This window comes from Stenotrophomonas sp. (assembly GCF_050737575.1).
In the GTDB taxonomy this organism is placed as follows: domain Bacteria; phylum Pseudomonadota; class Gammaproteobacteria; order Xanthomonadales; family Xanthomonadaceae; genus Stenotrophomonas.
On the sequence record NZ_JBOHXW010000006.1, the window covers coordinates 94,296 to 112,178 of the forward strand.

Genomic DNA, 17,883 nt, shown 5'->3' on the forward strand with positions numbered 1-17,883 from the left:
CCGCACCGCAAGGGCGCAGCATGCACGCCGTGTTGAACGCCGCCGATTACCTGCCGCCCAAGTGGCTGCGCAACCGACACCTGCAGTCGATGCTCGCCTCCAGCCGGGTGCGGCTGCGCCGTGGGCAGCAGCTGCTGGCCGCGACTGGCGCGGTCACCACCGAGCTGCTGCTGGATGGCGGCGACGGTGTGCGTCTGCAGGCCTGGCACAGCCGCCTGCCGGGCGCGTCGCCGGTCGGCATGGCGTTGCTGCTGCATGGCTGGGAAGGCAGCGCCGAGTCCAGCTACATGCGGATGACCGCCGCGCGCATGTTGCAGAACGGCTTTGACGTGGTGCGGCTGAACTTCCGCGATCACGGCAATACCCATCACCTGAACCCCGGCATTTTCCATTCCTGCCGCATCGAGGAAGTGGTCAACGCCGCCGGTGATATCGCCGCGCGCTTCCCGCAGTTGCCGCTGGTGGCCGCCGGTTATTCGCTGGGCGGCAATTTCGTCCTGCGGCTGGCCTTGCATGCGCCCGCTGCCGGAGTGCCGTTGCGGCACGTCGCATCGGTGTGCCCGGTGCTGGACCCGGCAGTGACGATGGACAGCATCGAAAACGGGCCGGTGATGTACGACTGGTATTTCCGCCGCAAATGGACCAGTTCACTGCGCCGCAAGCGCACCTTGTTCCCCGAATTGGCCGACTGCGATGACACCGTGCTCAAGCTGGATATCCGCGCGCTGACCCGCTGGCTGGTCGACCGGCATACCGATTTCGCCTCATTGCAGGATTACTTCGACGGCTATTCCATTGCCGGGCAGAAACTGGCCGCGCTGCAGGTGCCGGCCGACATCCTGATGGCGCAGGACGACCCGGTGATTCCGTTCGCCACGTTCGACCAATGGCAGCTGCCCACGCATGCGCACCTGCAGATCGCGCGCTGGGGCGGGCACTGCGGTTTCATCGAAAACGTGCGTGGCGATGGCTTTTCCGAACGCTGGGTTGCACAGCAACTGGTGGCGGCGATCCGCGGCTGAACCGTAGTGCGGTGGGCATGGCCGCTACAATGCATTTTTTGTGCTCACGCTGGACCGCCATCGCCATGCAAGACAAGATCATTGAAGCCCTGCGCCGCAACGCCACCGATGAGGGGGTGTCCCTGGCCCGCGAATGGGTCGCTGCCGAACCGCAGCAGGCACCGGCCCACCGCTGGTTGGCGTTGGCACTGCAGCAGCAAGGCCAGTTGGCCGACGCCCAGGCCAGCCTGGAGCAGGCCCTGGCGCTGGCGCCGGATGACGCCGCCCTGCATCTGCAGCAAGCCGGCCTGTTGCTGGCTCTGCGCCAGATCGAGGCCGCCGGTGAAGCGCTGGAGCGCAGCACCACGCTCAATCCCAATGAATTTTCCGCCTACCTGATGCAGGCGCATCTGGCGTTGGCCCGCGATGACGCGGATGAAGCCGATCGTCTGGCCCGGATGGCGGCGCGCGTGGAACCGGACAGCCCCGAGCTGGCCGGCATCCAAGGCATGGTCGCGCTGCGCCGTGGCGACGTGGACCGCGCGCTGAGCGTGCTGTCGGCGGCCAGCCAGCAGTTGCCCAACGATCCGCGCCTGCTGCACGCATTGGGCTTTGCCTATCTGGGCAAGGACATGCTGGCCTTCGCCGAACAGGCGTTCCGCCGCGTGCTTGAACTGAGCCCCGGCACCCACGCGCTGCGTGGCCTGCTGGTGCAGCTGGCCTTGCGCCAGGGTCACGTCGACCGCGCCGCTGAAGTGATGCGCGACGTCCTCGCCAACGACGGCGACAGCCCCGGCATGCGTCGCTTGGCCGGTGAACTGGAACTGGCTTCGGGCCAGCCACTGCAGGCGCTGGAACACCTGCGCCCGCTGCTGGCCCAGTTGCCGGGCGACCGCGCCACGCTGCAGATGCTGTTGGTGGCGTGGCAGCGTCTGGGCCGCGACGAGGAAGCGCGCACCGATCTGGAAGCCGCGCTGCAGGACAACACCCAGTTGCATGACCTGTGGCTGGCCCGTTTGGCGGTCGCGCCGGTTGGCAGCGACGAAGCGGTGGACGTGGTTGACCGCTGGTTGGTGGCGATGCCGGAACACCTGCCGGCGCTGGAAGCCCGCATGAGCCTGCACGACATGAGCGAGCAGGCCGATGCCGCCGAAGCCATCGCGCGTCGCATCATCGCGCTGGAGCCGGGCCGGGTCAGCGGCGAACAACGCATCGTCGAAGCCCTGCTGGTACGCGAACCCGCCGCGGCGATCGCGCACGTGCAGGCATTGTTGGACAACGGCCCGGAAAGCGCGCAGCCGGCGTTGCGCACCTGGCTGGGCAGCGTGCAGGACCGCGCCGGTGATCCGGCCGCCGCAATTGCCACCTGGGTGAGCCTGCACGAAACCCTGGCGCCGACGCGCCTGCCGCTGCCGCCGCAGGCCAAGGCCCCCGTCGAGTGGCCGGCACTGGGTGAAGTGAGCGAAGACAACGCAACCCGTCCGATATTTGTCTGGGGCGCGCCGGGTTCGGGCGTGGAGCGCGTGGTGGCGGTGATGGAGGCCGGCAGCCGCGTGTTGCGCGGCGACCGCTTCGGCGCGACCCCGCCCAACGATGGCTTCCAGAGTTTCCTCACCCTGCAGCGTCTGGCCACCGATGCACTGAGCCCCGAGCAGCTCGTGCAGCAGTGGCGCGAACAGCTGCCGGCGCGCGGCATCGAAGACGGCAACGTCATCGACTGGCTGCTGTGGTGGGACAACGCACTGCTGTGGGCGCTGCGCCCGCAATTGCCGGAAGGCCGCCTGATCATCGCCCTGCGCGACCCGCGCGACATGCTGGTCGAATGGCTGGCGCTGGGCGCACCGGCACCGCTGGCGGTCACTTCGTCCAGCGAAGCCGCGCAATGGCTGGCCCGTTCGCTGGAGCAGGTGGCCGAGCTGCACGAGCAGGATCTGTACACCCACCTGCTGCTGCGCACCGATGACGCCGTCAACGATCCGGCCGCGATGGGGGCGTTGATGGAACAGGCCTTCGGCCTGCGCTTCCCGCCGGTACGCAGCCTCGGCCCGGGCACGATCGCCGCCGGCCATTGGCGCAAGTACGCCAAGGTGCTGTCGTCTGAGTTCTCGCGCCTGACCCCGGTTGCGGTGCGTCTGGGCTACCCCGAAGTCTGATCCGAGGAACGACGATGAAACTGGACAGCCAAAGCTTCCACAACACCCAGCCGATTCCGGCCGAGTTCGCCGCCGGTGATGCCAATGGCTTTGCCGGCAACCGCAACCCGCAGCTGGCCTGGAGCGAGGTGCCCGAAGGCACCCGCTCGTTCGCGCTGCTGTGCGTGGACCCGGACGTGCCGACCGTGCCGGAGCTGGTCGGTCGCGACGACGTGACCATTCCGCTGGACCAGGTGCGCAGTGATTTCGTGCATTGGGTGATGGTGGATATCCCGGCCGACGTGCGCGCGCTGGCGGCAGGCAGCTGCAGCGATGGCTTCACCGTGCAGGGCAAGGCGCAACCGGCTGGCCCGGCTGGCGCGCGGCAGGGCATCAACGACTACACCGGCTGGTTTGCCGGCAACGCGCAGATGGCCGGCACCTATTTCGGCTACGACGGCCCGTACCCGCCGTTCAACGACGAGCGCCTGCACCGCTACTTCTTCCGCGTGTTCGCGCTGGACGTGGCGACGCTGCCGGTGGAAGGCGCGTTCACGGCGGCCGATGTGTACCGCGCCATGCAGGGCCATGTGCTGGCCGAAGCGGCCATCCACGGCACGTATACGCTCAATCCGGCGTTGGCGTAACGGTGGGTGGTTTGGGTGGGTGGTTTTTTCCCCTCTCCCAACCTCCGAACAACACCCCTCTCCCCAACCCCTCTCCCGCAAGGGGAGAGGGGCTTTGAAGCTGCAATTGCACATGACGCTGCAACTTGCCTTGGACGTAGCCCCTCTCCCCTTGCGGGAGAGGGGTTGGGGAGAGGGGGGCGCTTCCAACGCACCACAGTCTGAAAACAAAAAAAGGGCGCCTTACGGCGCCCTTTTTCGCATCACCTCGCAACGATGAATTACTTCACCAGTTCCGAGCCGACCACCATGTCCAGCACGTAGGCCTGCGACGGCGCATCCGCCGGCGGGTTCTTGATCTCGTAGCGCTTCAGACGCAGCACATTGCGCACGCCCGGCTCGTGGGTGTAACCCTCGATGTTGCCGTAGAAGTTTTCATACGCGCCGCGCTTGCCCTGTTCCAGGCCCTTGTCGTCGTACTTCACTTCACGCACCTGCAGGCAGGTGGCGTCCTTCATCAGCGGGTGCGGGCACGGCTTGGTCTGCGCGTCCACTTCCATGAACACCTGCTCGCCGGCGCCGCCGTAGCGGGTTTCAGCGGTCGGGTTGGCGCGGAAAGTCAGCACGTCGCCGGTGGCGGTGGTCAGGGTCAGGGTGGAGGCGTCCAGCGAGCGCACCGTCAGCGTGCCCTCCAGGCGCTCGCCAACCAGCTTGTCCAGTTCCATCACGCCCGGTTCGGCGCAGGCCTTCATGGTGGAGGCCAGGCTGCCCACGGTCAGGGCGTCACCTTCCAGGGTGTAGCTGCCGCCGATGTTGTTGCAGGTGTTGCTGGCGCTGAGGCGGCCGTCCTTGAAGTCCAGGGTGACCGGCTTGTCAGCACGCACGAACAGGCCATCGATGCGCTTGCCGCTGGCGTCCACGGCGTTGTCGAGCAACCAGTGGTTCGCGCCCAGCTGGGTGGCGTCGATGCTGGCCGCTGCCGGAGCGGCGGTTGCGGCGGCAGCGGTGCTGTCTGCCGGCGTAGCGTCGGTCTTGGGCGTGTTGGTCGGGTTGCTGCAGGCGACCATCATGGCCACGGGCAGGGACAACAGCAGGATGCGCTTCATCATGTTCAACTCCTTTGGAGCATGGGTAGGTTCGGGACGATAAACGGCCCGGGAAGAGTACCGGGGTTGCGTTTATCGTGACGCATTCAGTTTCCAGCGGGCAAGAACAGCAACAGGCCAACGCCCAGCGCGATGCGGTATAGCGCAAAGCCTGTGAAGGGGCGGCGTTTGATATAGCCCAGCAGCCACTTCACCACCACAAAGCCGGTGACCACGGCGGCGGCAAAGGCCACGCCAACGTCGGCCCAGTTCTCGCTGCCCAGCTTCCCGTCCTTGGCAAGTTCCAGGAACGCGTAGCCACTGGCCGCGAACATGGTCGGAATGCCGACCAGGAACACAAACTCCGCAGCCGCCGAACGGCGCGTCAGGCCCAGCAGCATGGCCAGAAAAATGGCCGCCGCCGAGCGCGAGGTGCCGGGGAACACGCCGGCCACCACTTGAGCCAGGCCCACGGCGATGGCGATCTTCCAGGTGACGGTGTCGCGGTCGGGCATGCGCGAGGCGAAATGCTCGGCGACCAACATCCACACGCCGCCGATGACCAGCGCCCAGGCCACCGGGGTGACGGTTTCCGGCAGCTCCCAGCCGGCCAGGCGCACCGGCAGGCCGACCAGCGCGGTGACCAGAAAGGCCACGCCGAGCTTCATCACGTAGTCGCGGTTCTCGCGCTCGCCCAGCCCGGTGGCCAGCGACCATAGCCGCTGCCGCAGCGCCAGGGTCACGGCGAGGATGGCGCCGGCCTGGATGACGATGTTGAAGAAATCCGAACGTTCACCCAGCCAGTGCTGCGCGATCAGCAGGTGGCCGGTGCTGGAGATGGGGAGGAATTCGGTGAGGCCTTCGAGGATGCCCAGCAACAGGGCGGAGAGCAGGTCGGACATGGAAAAGGGGGAGTAGAAAGGCCGGCACAGCATAGTCCATTCGCTGTGGTGCACTATTTTGGTGCTTGTCGATCATTCTGCACCACAAAAGTGCATCGGCCTGATGCCAGCGCAACTGGGTATTCAATAAAAACAACCACTTGGCCGAATTTGAAAGTTGGCACACAAGTTGCTCAAGTACAGGCACATCATCCATCCACCCGAGGTTCCACCCGATGTCCCTGGAAAACGTTGAGAAGCTGATCAAGGACAACCAGATCGAGTTCATCGACCTGCGTTTCGTCGACATGCGTGGTATCGAGCAGCACCTGACCTTCCCGACCTCGATCGTCGAGCCGGCGTTGTTCGAGGAAGGCAAGATGTTCGACGGCAGCTCGATCGCTGGCTGGAAGGGCATTGCCGAGTCGGACATGGTGCTGCTGCCGGACGCCGACAGCGCGTACGTGGACCCGTTCTACGCCGACCCGACCCTGGTGCTGATCTGCGACGTGCTCGACCCGGCCACCATGCAGGGCTACGGCCGCTGCCCGCGCGGCATCGCCAAGCGCGCCGAGTCGTACCTGAAGTCTTCGGGCATCGCCGACCTGGCGTTCTTCGGCCCGGAGCCGGAATTCTTCATCTTCGATTCGATCCAGTTCGCCAACGACATGGGCCACACCTTCTTCAAGATCAACTCTGAAGAAGGCGCCTGGAATACCGGCAAGAGCTACGAAGGCACCAACACCGGCTACCGCCCGACCGTGAAGGGCGGCTACTTCCCGGTGCCGCCGACCGATTCGCTGCACGATATCCGCGCCGAGATGTGCAAGGTGCTGGAAAAGGTCGGTATCGAAGTCGAAGTGCACCATCACGAAGTGGCCAATGCCGGCCAGTGCGAGATCGGCGCCAAGTTCAACACGCTGGTGACCAAGGCCGACGAACTGCAGCGCATGAAGCACGTCATCAAGAACGTCGCGCATCGCAACGGCAAGACCGTCACCTTCATGCCCAAGCCGCTGGTCGGCGACAACGGCAGCGGCATGCACGTGCATCAGTCGCTGGCCAAGGGTGGCAACAACCTGTTCTCCGGTGACGGTTACGGCGGCCTGAGCCAGATGGCGCTGTGGTACATCGGCGGCATCTTCAAGCACGCCCGTGCGATCAACGCGTTCACCAACTCGGGCACCAACAGCTACAAGCGTCTGGTGCCGGGTTTTGAAGCGCCGGTGATGCTGGCGTATTCGGCGCGCAACCGTTCGGCGTCGTGCCGCATTCCGTGGGTGTCCAACCCGAAGGCACGCCGCATCGAAATGCGTTTCCCCGATCCGATCCAGTCCGGCTACCTGACCTTCACCGCGCTGATGATGGCCGGCCTGGACGGCATCAAGAACCAGATCGACCCGGGCGCACCGAGCGACAAGGATCTGTACGACCTGCCGCCGGAAGAAGAGAAGCTGATCCCGCAGGTCTGTTCCTCGCTGGACCAGGCGCTGGAAGCACTGGACAAGGACCGCGAGTTCCTCAAGGCCGGTGGCGTGATGAGCGACGACTTCATCGATGCCTACATCACCTTGAAGATGAAGGAAGTCACCGCGTTCCGCGCAGCGACGCATCCGCTGGAATACCAGCTGTATTACGCAAGCTGAGTTCAGGTGGCGATGACGAAGGGCACCCCTCCCACCTTCGTCATCGCCGCTGCTTTCGTGGCTGGGGAGCCACGGAAGCGGTCTGAAGTACTACGCAAGGCAACACCAGGGGCAAGAGAAACCGTACGCGCGTCATGGGCCATTCCTCCCTCCCGCGTCACTGCTGCCGCCGCCGTCAAGGGCGGTGACAACAGTTCGGCTCGTGACACGTTCGGCGCAACAACCAGCGGCTGCATTGCAGCCGGTGGAAGACACGATTCCGGCCCGCAGGTTGGGGCCGGCCTTCTCCACATCGGGACATGCGCATGAAATTGATCTCCGCCATCATTCGGCCGTTCAAGTTGGACGAAGTACGTGAAGCACTGGGCGCCGTCGGCGTGTCGGGCATCACCGTGACTGAAGTAAAAGGGTTCGGGCGCCAGAAGGGCCACACCGAGCTGTATCGCGGCGCCGAATACGTCGTCGATTTCCTGCCCAAGATCCGCATTGAAACCGCCGTCACCGACGACCGCGTGGACGCGGTGATCGAATCGTTGCAGGCCGCTGCCGGCACCGGAAAAATCGGCGACGGCAAGATCTTCGTTACCCCACTTGAGCAGGTGGTGCGCATTCGCACCGGTGAAACAGGCGCTGACGCGCTCTAAGCATCCGCACACGTTCCTGCTGCGTTCGACAGTTGGTCCGCACGCGGTGCAGGGAATGCTCGCGTATCACGCATACGTTGCAGCCCTGCCCACCGACGGCATGACTGGAGTCGCACGCCACAGCGCGTGATCGGGTTCTAACCCCCTACAGTCGGAGTCGAAAATGCGAACGGAAATTTTCACCGGGTTGAAAGCCCGGCTCGGTGGTCTGTGCCTGTCATTCATGCTCGCGGTGGTTGCAGCGGGTGTGTTTTCCTCGGTGGCCATCGCACAGGAGGCTGCGCACACGCAGCCATTGGCCACCGAAAGTGTCGCGGTGGAACCGCTGCACACCGCAGCGGTGGATGCACCGGCAAGTGATGCGGCGACTGCTGAAGCGGCGCCCAGTTTCGACAAGGGCGATGTGGCGTGGATGCTCACCGCCACCCTGCTGGTGTTGATGATGGTGGTGCCGGGGCTTGCCCTGTTCTACGGCGGCTTGGTGCGCGCCAAGAACGTGTTGTCGGTACTGAGCCAGGTGCTGGTGGTGTTCTCGCTGGTACTGATGCTGTGGGTGGCGTACGGCTACAGCGCGGTGTTCAGTGCGGGCAATCAGTTCTTTGGTTCGTTCACGCAGTTTGCTTTCCTCAAGGGCTTCACCCCCGATTCGGTCGGCAACACGCCGATTGCCGGCTTGCCTGATTTTCTGTTCGTTGCGTTTCAGTCCACGTTTGCCGGCATCACCACCGCGCTGATCGTTGGCGCCTTCGCCGAGCGCATCAAGTTCCGCGCGGTGCTGTTGTTCTCGGCGCTGTGGTTCACCCTGAGCTATATCCCGATGGCGCACATCGTCTGGGGCGGCGGCTATCTCGGCGAGATGGGCGCGATCGATTTCGCAGGCGGCACCGTGGTGCACATCAACGCCGGCGTCGCCGGTCTGGTCGCGGCCTGGTTTGTCGGCAAGCGTCTGGGCTACGGCCAGAGCGCATTGAAGCCACACAACCTGCCGCTGACCTGGATCGGCGCGATGCTGTTGTGGGTGGGCTGGTTCGGCTTCAACGCCGGCTCGGCGGCCGCCGCGGATACCGTGGCGTCGCTGGCCTTCATCAACACCGTGCTGGCCACCGCCGCTGCGGTGCTTGGCTGGACGCTGGTGGAAGCGATCACCAAGGGCCATCCGTCGGCATTGGGCGCGGCGTCCGGTGCCGTGGCGGGCCTGGTCGGCGTGACCCCGGCCTGCGGCACGGTTGGGCCATTGGGCGCGATCGTCATTGGTTTTGTCACCGGCATCGTCTGCGTGTGGGGCGTCACCGGCCTGAAGCGCGTGTTGAAGGCGGACGACACCGCCGACGTGTTCGGCGTGCATGGCGTGGGCGGTATCGTCGGCGCGATCCTCACCGGCGTGTTCAGCGCGCAATCGCTGGGCGGCACCAAGGTGGATCTGGATATCGGTCACCAGCTGTGGGTGCAGGTGGTCAGCGTTGGCTTCACCGTGTTGTGGAGCGCGGCGGTGACCGCGGTGATCCTGTTGGCGGTACGCGCGCTGGTCGGCCTGCGCGTCAGCGAAGAAGCCGAACGCACCGGCCTGGACGTCACCACGCACGGCGAGTCGGCGTACGAGGTTTAAGCTTTTGCTCAACGCCCCTCTCCCGTTTGCGGGAGAGGGGTTGGGGTGAGGGCGCTTCTGCAGTACGCAGTGCGTTACCCCTTCGCCAACACCAACGCCTTCACCTTTTCCGCCTTCTCAAAATGATCCAGACGATGGGTCTGAATCCACCACGTCGCCGCTTCCATCAACAACGCCGGATCATCATTGCGGTTCGCGAAAAACGCATAGAACGACAACCCAACCGTCGGCCCTTTCGTTGCGATTTTCCGGTCGCAGGTTTCAATGATTTTCTGTTTGAGTGAATCGCGCATTGCTTGTCCGCCAGACCGCCGAAACATGAGTCTGCACAGACTAAACACAACGCGCAGCCATCACAGCGGAACGTGTTTTGAACAAGCCACGCATGTTCCTCCAGCAGCACACCGGAAACCCCAATTCCCCGAGCAGGCCTCTCGATGCATGCACTCGACATCGCTGCCGTTGCCGGTCAATTACCGGCCGCATGCCTGAGCGCACTTGCAAAGCCGCGCGCGGCAACGTGCAATGCCCCGCATGACTCCCAAACTCCTGTTGCCGCTGGCGCTGGTCGCCGCACTCACCGCCTGTTCCTCCGCACCGGTGCGCAATCCGCTGGCGCAATGGGTGCCGTCGCCCAACCACAATGCGCGCAGCCCGGTGATCATCGTGCTGCACCACACCGAGCAGGATTCGGTGCAGGAGAGCCTGGACACGCTGCGCTCGGCCAACAGTGGCGGCAAGGTCAGCTCGCACTATCTGGTGGGCCGTGACGGTGATCTCTACCAGCTCGTGGCCGACAGCGAACGCGCCTGGCATGCCGGCGGCGGGCGCTGGGGATCGATCACCGATCTCAACTCGGCGTCGCTCGGCATCGAGATCGACAACAACGGCGACAGCCCGTTCACCCAGCCACAGATCGCCACCTTGCTGCGCCTGCTGGACGACCTGTGCACCCGCTACAACATCCCGCGCAACCAGATCATCGGTCACGCTGACCTGGCGCCCACCCGCAAGGCCGATCCCAGCCGCTTCTTCCCGTGGCAGCAGTTGGCCGACGCCGGTTTCGGCATCTGGCCGAACCCGGCACACGGCCCGGCCCCGGAAGGCTTCGACCGCTGGATGGCGCTGCAGGCGTTGGGTTACGCGCTGGAAGACCGCGCTGCTGCCGCCAAGGCCTTCCATCGCCGCTTCCGTGGCAGCGACACCTTGCCGGCCGAGCTGGACGTCGAGGACGCACGCATCCTGCATTCGTTACTCCTGCAGAAGCAGTGAGTCGCGGTCTTTGCACTATATTGGTGCAATGATCGATCCCGCCGCCGCGCCTTCCCCTGAAATGATGGCCACACCGCTCGTCTGGAGCGGTGCCGATGGCCGCATTCTCGGTGCCAATCCGGCGTTCTGCCGCTGGTTGGGCGTGAGCGTGCGGCGCCTGTTGGGCCAGCCGCTGGCGTCGCTGGAAACCCAGGGCGAGGTGCTGGCCAGTCGTCTCGCCGCAACGGCCATGCTCGATACCGTGCGTCTGCCGCGACTGGCGCTGGCGCTGCCGGGCGACGCCCCGCGTTTCGCCGATGGCTGGTTGAGCGCCTTCGACGGCGACGGCTGGCTGCTGGAGGCGCACCCGGTGGACGAATTCCAGACCGCCGACCCGGCGCAGGTGCTGCCCGGTGCGTTCAGTGCCGCACTCAAGGGGTTGGCGCACGAACTGCGCAATCCGCTGGCCGGGCTCAAGGGCGCCGCGCAATTGTTGGCGCGGCGTGCGGTGGGCCGTGATGCCAGCGAGATGGAGTTGATCGAACTGATCGGCTCGGAGATCGAGCGCCTCAACACGCTGCTCGAACAACTGCTGTCGCCGGCACCGCCGCGCCCGCACGCACCGCTGAACATCCACGTCGCGCTGGAACGCGTGCTGCGCCTGGTCGAAAGCGAAGCCGGCTGGTCGGTGCGCCTGTTGCGTGATTACGACCCCAGCATTCCCGAGTTCCCCGGCGATACCGATCGCCTCACCCAGGCGTTGCTCAATCTGGTGCGCAACGCGATCCAGGCCGGCGCCACCAGCATCACCTTGCGTACCCGCGTCGAACACGGCCAGCGCATCGCCGAACAACCGCACCCGCTGGCGTTGCGGCTGGAAGTGGCCGATGACGGTCGTGGCGTGCCCGAAGAACTGGCCGAACACCTGTTCCTGCCGCTGGTCAGTGGCCGCGCCGAAGGCACCGGCCTGGGCCTGGCATTGGCCCAGCAAGTGGCGCGCGAACACCGAGGCACGCTGAGCTACCGCTCGCGTCCGGGCCACACCGTGTTCACCGTGCTGCTGCCGCTGCCCCTCGTCGAAGAAACCACGGAGGTGGGCGATGCGTGATTCCCCGCAACGGCCGGCAACGGTGTGGGTGGTCGATGACGACCGCTCGGTACGCTTCGTGCTGACCACAGCATTGCGCGATGCCGGCTATACCGTCGAAGGCTTCGACAGCGCCGCCGCCGCGCTCGAGGCAATGACGCAACAGCCGGTGCCGGATCTGCTGTTCACCGACGTGCGCATGCCCGGCGATGACGGGTTGGTGCTGCTGGACAAGCTTAAGGCCGCGCATCCGCAGCTGCCGGTGATCGTGATGTCGGCCTATACCGATGTGGCGAGCACGGCCGGCGCGTTCCGTGGCGGCGCACATGAATTTCTGTCCAAACCGTTTGATCTGGACGACGCGGTGGAGCTGGCGCGTCGCGCCTTGCCTGAAGTGGATGCAACGCCCGCGCCGGTCACGCCGCCGCCAACAGCCAACGCTGCAGAACGCAGCCCGCAGTTGATCGGCGACACCCCGGCGATGCGCGCGCTGTTCCGTGGCATCGGGCGTCTTGCGCAGGCGCCGTTGTCGGTGCTCATCAACGGCGAAACCGGCACCGGCAAGGAGTTGGTGGCCAACGCACTGCACCGCGAATCGCCGCGCGCCAAGGGGCCGTTCGTTGCGCTCAACACGGCCGCCATTCCGGCCGAATTGCTGGAGAGCGAGTTGTTCGGCCACGAAGCGGGTGCGTTCACCGGCGCCAGCAAACGTCACATCGGCCGCTTTGAACAAGCCGATGGCGGCACCTTGTTTCTCGATGAAATTGGCGACATGCCGCTGGCCTTGCAGACGCGCTTGCTGCGTGTGCTGGCCGAAGGCGAGTTCTTCCGTGTCGGTGGACGTGAGTTGATCCGCGTCGATGTGCGGGTGGTCGCCGCAACGCATCAGGATCTGGAAACACTGGTGGAGCAGGGCGGCTTCCGCGCCGATCTGTTGCACCGTTTGGACATGGTGCGGCTATGGCTGCCGCCGCTGCGCGAACGCCTGGGCGACGTGCCGCAACTGGCCGACACCTTCCTGGCCAACGCCGCACGACGGCTCGACATGCCGGCCAAGCGCCTGTCCGCCCCTGCCGTGCAGGCACTGCGCGAGCATGCGTGGCCGGGCAATGTGCGTGAGCTCGAAAACGTCTGCTGGCGTCTTGCCGCACTGGCCGTGGCCGACACCATTTCCGCCGACGACGTGCGCGAAGCCCTGGCGCGCGGCGGACGTGGCCCGCGCCCGGGCACCGCAACCGCGCCGGATCAATGGGACCGCGCACTCGCGGCCTGGGCACATCAACGTCTGGCCGAAGGTGCACACGGCCTGCATGCACAAGCGCGCGAACGGCTGGACGCGGTGCTGCTGGAAGCCGCGCTGGCCTTCACCGACGGCCATCGTGCCGACGCCGCTGCTCGATTGGGTTTGGGCCGCAACACCATCACCCGCAAGCTCGGCCCAGGTCGCCGTCGCTGAGTGGCTGCATGTGCTTCGCGCTGCAAGGTACGCGACACCAGCGCTCGACCGCGTGCCGGCAAACAGGCATCGTTACGCCGACATCTCTGCAACAACGCACTGCCGGGCCGGGCATTCACCGCCGCCGGCACGCACTTCAAAGGAGTTCCCCATGCGTCAGCGCCTCTTTCTGATGACCGCCGCCAGCACGGTGTTGCTGGCCGCCTGCGGTTCCGGCCCAGCTCCCAAACAGGCGCCGCCCGTTGAACCGGCAACCGTCAGCACCGCACGCATGGCCGAAGCCAACCTCGCGCCGGCATCGGCCAGCCTGGTCAGTGGCCGCCTGGCCTTGGTGCCCGAAGTGGGCGGCGTGCATATCACCGGCGTGATCGGCGGCTTGCCGCGCGGCCAGCAAGCCGCCTTCCATGTGCATGAAAAAGGCGATTGCAGCGCGATGGATGCCAGCAGTGCCGGTGGCCATTTCAATCCGACCATGCAGGCGCACGGCCGCGCCGGTGCCACGGCACACCATGCCGGTGACATGGACAACCTGGTCGCCAATGCCGAAGGCGTCGCACATGTGGACGTTCATCTGCGCGGTGTCACGCTCGGCGGTGGTGCAGCCAACGACATTGCCGGGCGCGCACTGGTGGTGCACGCTGCGGCAGATGACTACCGCAGCCAGCCAGCCGGCAACGCCGGCGCCCGCGTTGCCTGTGCCGTGATCCGCGTCGTGCGCTGAATGCGCTCTTTGTCCTGATTCACCCATTCAAGGGAGCAAGACCATGCGATTGATCCACACCACGTTGTTCCTCGCCAGCGCGCTGGCGCTGACCGCCTGCAAGCAGGGCGCCGAGCCCGATGCTGCGCCGGCTGATCCCGCCGCCGGCAGCCCCGCAGCGACGGCGTCTGTCGAAGCCCCCGCCGCCGATCCGGCCGCACCGCCTGCGATGGACAAGCCCGTTGCCACCGCACAGCTGCAGCCGACCAAGGACAGCAGCGTCGCCGGCACCATCACCTTCAGCGTTGTCGACGGCATGCTGCGCGCCAGTGGCGACATCAGCGGCCTGAAGCCGGACAGTGAGCACGGCTTCCACATCCACGAGAAGGGCGATTGCAGCGCGCCGGACGCCACCAGCGCCGGCGGTCACTTCAACCCCATGCATGCCAAGCACGGCATGATCGTGATGGCTTTCCACCATGGCGGCGACATGCCCAACATCAAGGCCGATGCGCAGGGCAACGCGCATGTCGATGGCCCGGTGCCCAGCAGCGTCAACGCCGGCAAGGGCGATGCGTTCGACATCATCGGCCGCGGCCTGATCGTCCACGCCGACCCGGACGACTACAAAACCCAGCCGACCGGCAATGCCGGCGCACGCCTGGCGTGTGCGGTGATCAACAAGGCGGAGTAAGCGGCTTTTGGGTTGGGTGTGCGTGCGGTTTCTGTTCGCAGATACGCGGAAAGCACTCCTCCCCAACCCTCTCCTTCGCCAATGCGAAAGGGAGGGGGTAAACGCACAAAGAAAAAGGCCGCTTTCGCGGCCTCTTCTCAATCCATCAGCGCAGTTCAATGCGCCAGGATCGCCTTCGCATCCTGCCCGTCGTGCACATGCACATACAGCACGTCGACGCCGTGGGCTTCCAGCACCGCGGCCATCTGCCGCTGGCGCATCAGGTATTGCTCGTAGACCCGCTGCAGTCGGTCGCAGTCGTTGTTGTCATGCGCGTAATGCGAGCACCAACCGGCCGGGTCGAACAGCGCCATGCGCACTTCACCGCCGACGTAACGCAGCAGTGGCTCGGGCGGCGCTTCCAGCCATTGCTCCTCGCCGGGCGCGAACATGGCCGTTTCCAGCAGCGGCCACAGCGCAGCCAAGCCCTGGTTGTCGTATTGCATGGCCATCATCGCGGCCAGATCGTTGAGCGTGAAATACCGCGCGTGCTCGATCTGTGCGCCGAACGCGTTCTGCGCCAGCATCGCGGTGTCTGGCTGCGCCATGCCATTGGCCAGCAACACGTCTTCCAGTGCGTCGCGGGCTTCCTGCAGCAGGCCGGTATCGCTGCCGGTCAGCACGAAGGGCACCACCCGCAAGCCGCCGCCCGTCAAGGCTGAGTCGGCCTGCAATGGCAGTGGCACGTCGCCATTCACATCGGTGCCAAAGGCGAGCAGGCGCGGGCCCTGATTGCGGCCAGGCGCGCGCATCTGCAGTTCTTCCAGGCGGCGGTGAATTGGCCAGCCCGGGCGCAATACTTCGGCCGGATCAAAATGCGCAGCCGCCAGCACCAGGTCAAGACCGCTGACCTGCGGCACCAGTTTGGCCAGATCGCGGCCAACCAAGGCGGTCAGTTCACCGGCCTGATCGGAAGGCAGCGCGGCCTTGTTCGGTTGCTGGCCACCGGCCAGTTCCAGAGCCATCAGGCCCAAAGCGTTCATGTCGGGGTTGGAATTGCTCATGGTTCGCGGTTGGCCCATCACGGCCTCGAAGCTACACTCAACGCCATTATGCCTGCTATCTCCTGCAGGCCACATCGCACTCAACTTCCATGTCAGGTACCCCCATGCCCAGCGCTCGTCCCGTCGCCATCCTCGGTGGTGTACGCATTCCGTTCTGCCGCCAGAACACCGCCTACTCGGATGTTGGCAATCTCGGCATGTCGGTACGTACGCTGGGCGCGCTGGTTGAACGGTTCGGCCTGCACGGCCAGCAGCTGGGCGAAGTGGCGATGGGTGCGGTGATCAAGCATCCCAGCGACTGGAACCTGGGCCGCGAAGCCGCGCTGTCGTCGGGGTTGTCGCCGCTGACCCCGGGCATCACCCTGCAACGTGCCTGTGGTACGTCGCTGGACAGCATCATCACCGTGGCCAACAAGATCGCGCTGGGCCAGATTGAATCCGGCATCGGCGGCGGTTCGGATACCACCTCCGATGTGCCGATTGTCTATGGCAAAAAGCTGCGCGCGCGCCTGTTGGCGGCCAACCGCGCCAAGAGCACCGGCGACAAGCTGCGTGCGCTGACCAAGGGCTTCAAGTTCTCCGAACTCAAGCCGGAGTTCCCCGGCGTGGCCGAGCCGCGTACCGGCAAGAGCATGGGCGACCACTGCGAGGACATGGCCAAGGAATGGAATATCTCGCGTGATTCGCAGGACGAGTGGGCAGTGTCTTCGCACAAGAAGCTGGCCGCTGCCTACGAGCGCGGTTTCTTCAACGACCTGATCGCGCCGTTCCGTGGCGTGGAGCGCGACAACATCCTGCGCCCGGATACCTCGCTGGAGAAGCTGGCCACATTGAAGCCGGCGTTCGACAAAGTGTCCGGCCGTGGCACGCTGACCGCCGCAAACTCCACACCGCTGACCGACGGCGCCGCTGCGGTGCTGCTGGCCAGCGAAGAATGGGCACGCGCGCATGGTCATGAGCCGCTGGCGTACCTGCGCGATTCGCAGGTGGCAGCCGTAGACTTCGTGCATGGCGAAGGCCTGCTGATGGCGCCGACCATCGCCGTGCCGGAAATGCTCAAGCGCAATGGCCTGACGTTGCAGGATTTCGACATCTACGAAATCCACGAAGCCTTCGCCGCGCAGGTGCTGTGCACGCTGCGTGCGTGGGAGAGCGAGGATTACTGCCGCAATCGTCTGGGGCTGGATGCCGCGTTGGGCAGCATCGATCCGCAGAAGATCAACCCGCTGGGTTCGTCGCTGGCCACCGGCCATCCGTTCGCCGCGACGGGCGCACGCATCATCGGCACCGTGGCCAAGGAACTGGCCGCACGCGGCGGCGGCCGCGCCCTGGTGTCGATCTGCACCGCCGGTGGCATGGGCGTTGTGGCGATCGTCGAGCGCTGATTTGGTTTTGTGGACGCTGCGCCAGTCGTCAGGCTGGCGTGGTGTTCTGGTGTGACGGCGGTGATCCTTGCTTGCCGCTGCAGATTGTTGAACGTGAGTGCTGGGATTTCATCCCAGCCTACGGTTGCGCCGCCAACGGCTTGTTGGGCGCCTGTCTATTTCAAAGACGATAGTCGTATCAGTCTTCATCCGCCGCTTCGGCGTGATCCAACAAGAACTGATTGATGAGCGCACGCAGCGGCGCGTCATCCGTGCTGCTGGCAAATGCGGCGGCCTGCTGTGCGTAGTCACGCGCGGCATCGAATGCATCGAGGTTTGAATGGCGCTCGGCCACGGCAAGGCAGATCGACGCGGCGTAGTCGGCTGCATTCGCGCTGATGGCCAGCGGCAGGGCGCGCAGATAGAGGCCGATGGCATCGTGGTCGTCGTCGGTGAAATCACCCAGCGTTTCCCACAGGAATGGATGATCGCGGCCGTCCGCGGCGACGGCGTCGCAATAGTCGCTCAGTTCCTGATAGCGCGATTCACCGGCTTCCGCATCACCGGATTGGCCGGCATGGATGATGGCGTTGGTGAGTTCCACGACGCGCTCGTGGATGTCGGCGGGAATATTCATGGTGCGGTGACAGCCATTCGGGAGCGGGGG

17 protein-coding genes are annotated in these 17,883 nt (G+C 65.4%); 12 read left to right on the forward strand and 5 right to left on the reverse strand.

Annotated features, from left to right (window positions below; translation table 11 throughout):
• The first annotated feature begins 32 nt into the window (after positions 1-32).
• The 3 genes from ACREP4_RS12680 to ACREP4_RS12690 all read left to right on the forward strand — a co-directional run bounded on the left by ACREP4_RS12680 (position 33) and on the right by ACREP4_RS12690 (position 3,780).
• Entirely contained in the window at positions 33-1,022 is a 990-nt protein-coding gene (locus ACREP4_RS12680; RefSeq protein WP_431596699.1) for a YheT family hydrolase, read from the forward strand.
• A 65-nt stretch (positions 1,023-1,087) separates the two neighbouring features.
• Positions 1,088-3,154, forward strand: coding sequence for a tetratricopeptide repeat protein (locus ACREP4_RS12685; RefSeq protein ID WP_431596553.1), 2,067 nt, complete (start codon positions 1,088-1,090; stop codon positions 3,152-3,154).
• Between the two features lie 14 nt (positions 3,155-3,168).
• The gene (locus ACREP4_RS12690; protein ID WP_431596554.1) at positions 3,169-3,780 is read left to right on the forward strand and encodes a YbhB/YbcL family Raf kinase inhibitor-like protein; all 612 of its coding nucleotides are present in this window, start codon (positions 3,169-3,171) and stop codon (positions 3,778-3,780) included.
• A 260-nt stretch (positions 3,781-4,040) separates the two neighbouring features.
• Here the strand turns inward: ACREP4_RS12690 and ACREP4_RS12695 are convergent, their stop codons facing one another.
• Together ACREP4_RS12695 and ACREP4_RS12700 are read right to left on the reverse strand one after the other, a co-directional pair.
• Positions 4,041-4,865, reverse strand: a complete 825-nt coding sequence (locus ACREP4_RS12695) for a DUF4377 domain-containing protein (RefSeq protein WP_431596700.1) — start codon at positions 4,863-4,865, stop codon at positions 4,041-4,043.
• Between the two features lie 86 nt (positions 4,866-4,951).
• Positions 4,952-5,746, reverse strand: coding sequence for an undecaprenyl-diphosphate phosphatase (locus ACREP4_RS12700; protein ID WP_431596555.1), 795 nt, complete (start codon positions 5,744-5,746; stop codon positions 4,952-4,954).
• Positions 5,747-5,961: 215 nt separating this feature from the next.
• Between ACREP4_RS12700 and glnA the strand changes: the two genes are divergently transcribed.
• The 3 genes from glnA (at position 5,962) to ACREP4_RS12715 (ending at position 9,621) form a co-directional block, all read left to right on the forward strand.
• Positions 5,962-7,371, forward strand: coding sequence for a type I glutamate--ammonia ligase (glnA, locus tag ACREP4_RS12705; protein WP_431596556.1), 1,410 nt, complete (start codon positions 5,962-5,964; stop codon positions 7,369-7,371).
• Between the two features lie 305 nt (positions 7,372-7,676).
• Positions 7,677-8,015 (forward strand): P-II family nitrogen regulator, encoded by a 339-nt coding sequence (locus ACREP4_RS12710; RefSeq protein ID WP_431596557.1) that lies wholly within the window; start codon positions 7,677-7,679, stop codon positions 8,013-8,015.
• A gap of 163 nt (positions 8,016-8,178) precedes the next feature.
• On the forward strand, positions 8,179-9,621 hold the full coding sequence (locus tag ACREP4_RS12715) for an ammonium transporter (protein ID WP_431596558.1): 1,443 nt from the start codon (positions 8,179-8,181) through the stop codon (positions 9,619-9,621).
• Between the two features lie 74 nt (positions 9,622-9,695).
• On the opposite strand, the gene ACREP4_RS12720 is transcribed toward ACREP4_RS12715, so the two are convergent.
• On the reverse strand, positions 9,696-9,914 hold the full coding sequence (locus ACREP4_RS12720) for a DUF6500 family protein (protein ID WP_431596559.1): 219 nt from the start codon (positions 9,912-9,914) through the stop codon (positions 9,696-9,698).
• 241 nt (positions 9,915-10,155) lie between these two features.
• Between ACREP4_RS12720 and ACREP4_RS12725 the strand changes: the two genes are divergently transcribed.
• The 5 genes from ACREP4_RS12725 (at position 10,156) to ACREP4_RS12745 (ending at position 14,809) form a co-directional block, all read left to right on the forward strand.
• Positions 10,156-10,893: an N-acetylmuramoyl-L-alanine amidase gene (locus ACREP4_RS12725; protein WP_431596560.1), complete on the forward strand. Its 738-nt coding sequence runs from the start codon at positions 10,156-10,158 to the stop codon at positions 10,891-10,893.
• A 28-nt stretch (positions 10,894-10,921) separates the two neighbouring features.
• Positions 10,922-11,980 carry a two-component system sensor histidine kinase NtrB gene (locus ACREP4_RS12730; protein WP_431596561.1) on the forward strand — a complete coding sequence of 353 codons (1,059 nt, stop codon included), beginning with the start codon at positions 10,922-10,924 and terminating at the stop codon, positions 11,978-11,980.
• On the forward strand, positions 11,973-13,415 hold the full coding sequence (gene ntrC, locus ACREP4_RS12735; protein WP_431596562.1) for a nitrogen regulation protein NR(I): 1,443 nt from the start codon (positions 11,973-11,975) through the stop codon (positions 13,413-13,415). Before ACREP4_RS12730 ends, ntrC begins: the two co-directional genes overlap by 8 nt.
• A 151-nt stretch (positions 13,416-13,566) precedes the next feature.
• Positions 13,567-14,136 (forward strand): superoxide dismutase family protein, encoded by a 570-nt coding sequence (locus ACREP4_RS12740; protein WP_431596563.1) that lies wholly within the window; start codon positions 13,567-13,569, stop codon positions 14,134-14,136.
• Positions 14,137-14,179: 43 nt separating this feature from the next.
• Complete coding sequence (locus ACREP4_RS12745) at positions 14,180-14,809, forward strand: superoxide dismutase family protein (protein WP_431596564.1); 630 nt, start codon at positions 14,180-14,182, stop codon at positions 14,807-14,809.
• A 155-nt stretch (positions 14,810-14,964) separates the two neighbouring features.
• Here the strand turns inward: ACREP4_RS12745 and ACREP4_RS12750 are convergent, their stop codons facing one another.
• Complete coding sequence (locus tag ACREP4_RS12750; RefSeq protein WP_431596565.1) at positions 14,965-15,852, reverse strand: hypothetical protein; 888 nt, start codon at positions 15,850-15,852, stop codon at positions 14,965-14,967.
• Positions 15,853-15,941: 89 nt separating this feature from the next.
• On the opposite strand from ACREP4_RS12750, the gene ACREP4_RS12755 reads away from it, so the two are divergent.
• On the forward strand, positions 15,942-17,237 hold the full coding sequence (locus ACREP4_RS12755; protein WP_431596566.1) for an acetyl-CoA C-acetyltransferase: 1,296 nt from the start codon (positions 15,942-15,944) through the stop codon (positions 17,235-17,237).
• A 178-nt stretch (positions 17,238-17,415) separates the two neighbouring features.
• Here the strand turns inward: ACREP4_RS12755 and ACREP4_RS12760 are convergent, their stop codons facing one another.
• Positions 17,416-17,853 (reverse strand): hypothetical protein, encoded by a 438-nt coding sequence (locus ACREP4_RS12760; protein ID WP_431596567.1) that lies wholly within the window; start codon positions 17,851-17,853, stop codon positions 17,416-17,418.
• Between the last annotated feature and the right edge of the window lie 30 nt (positions 17,854-17,883).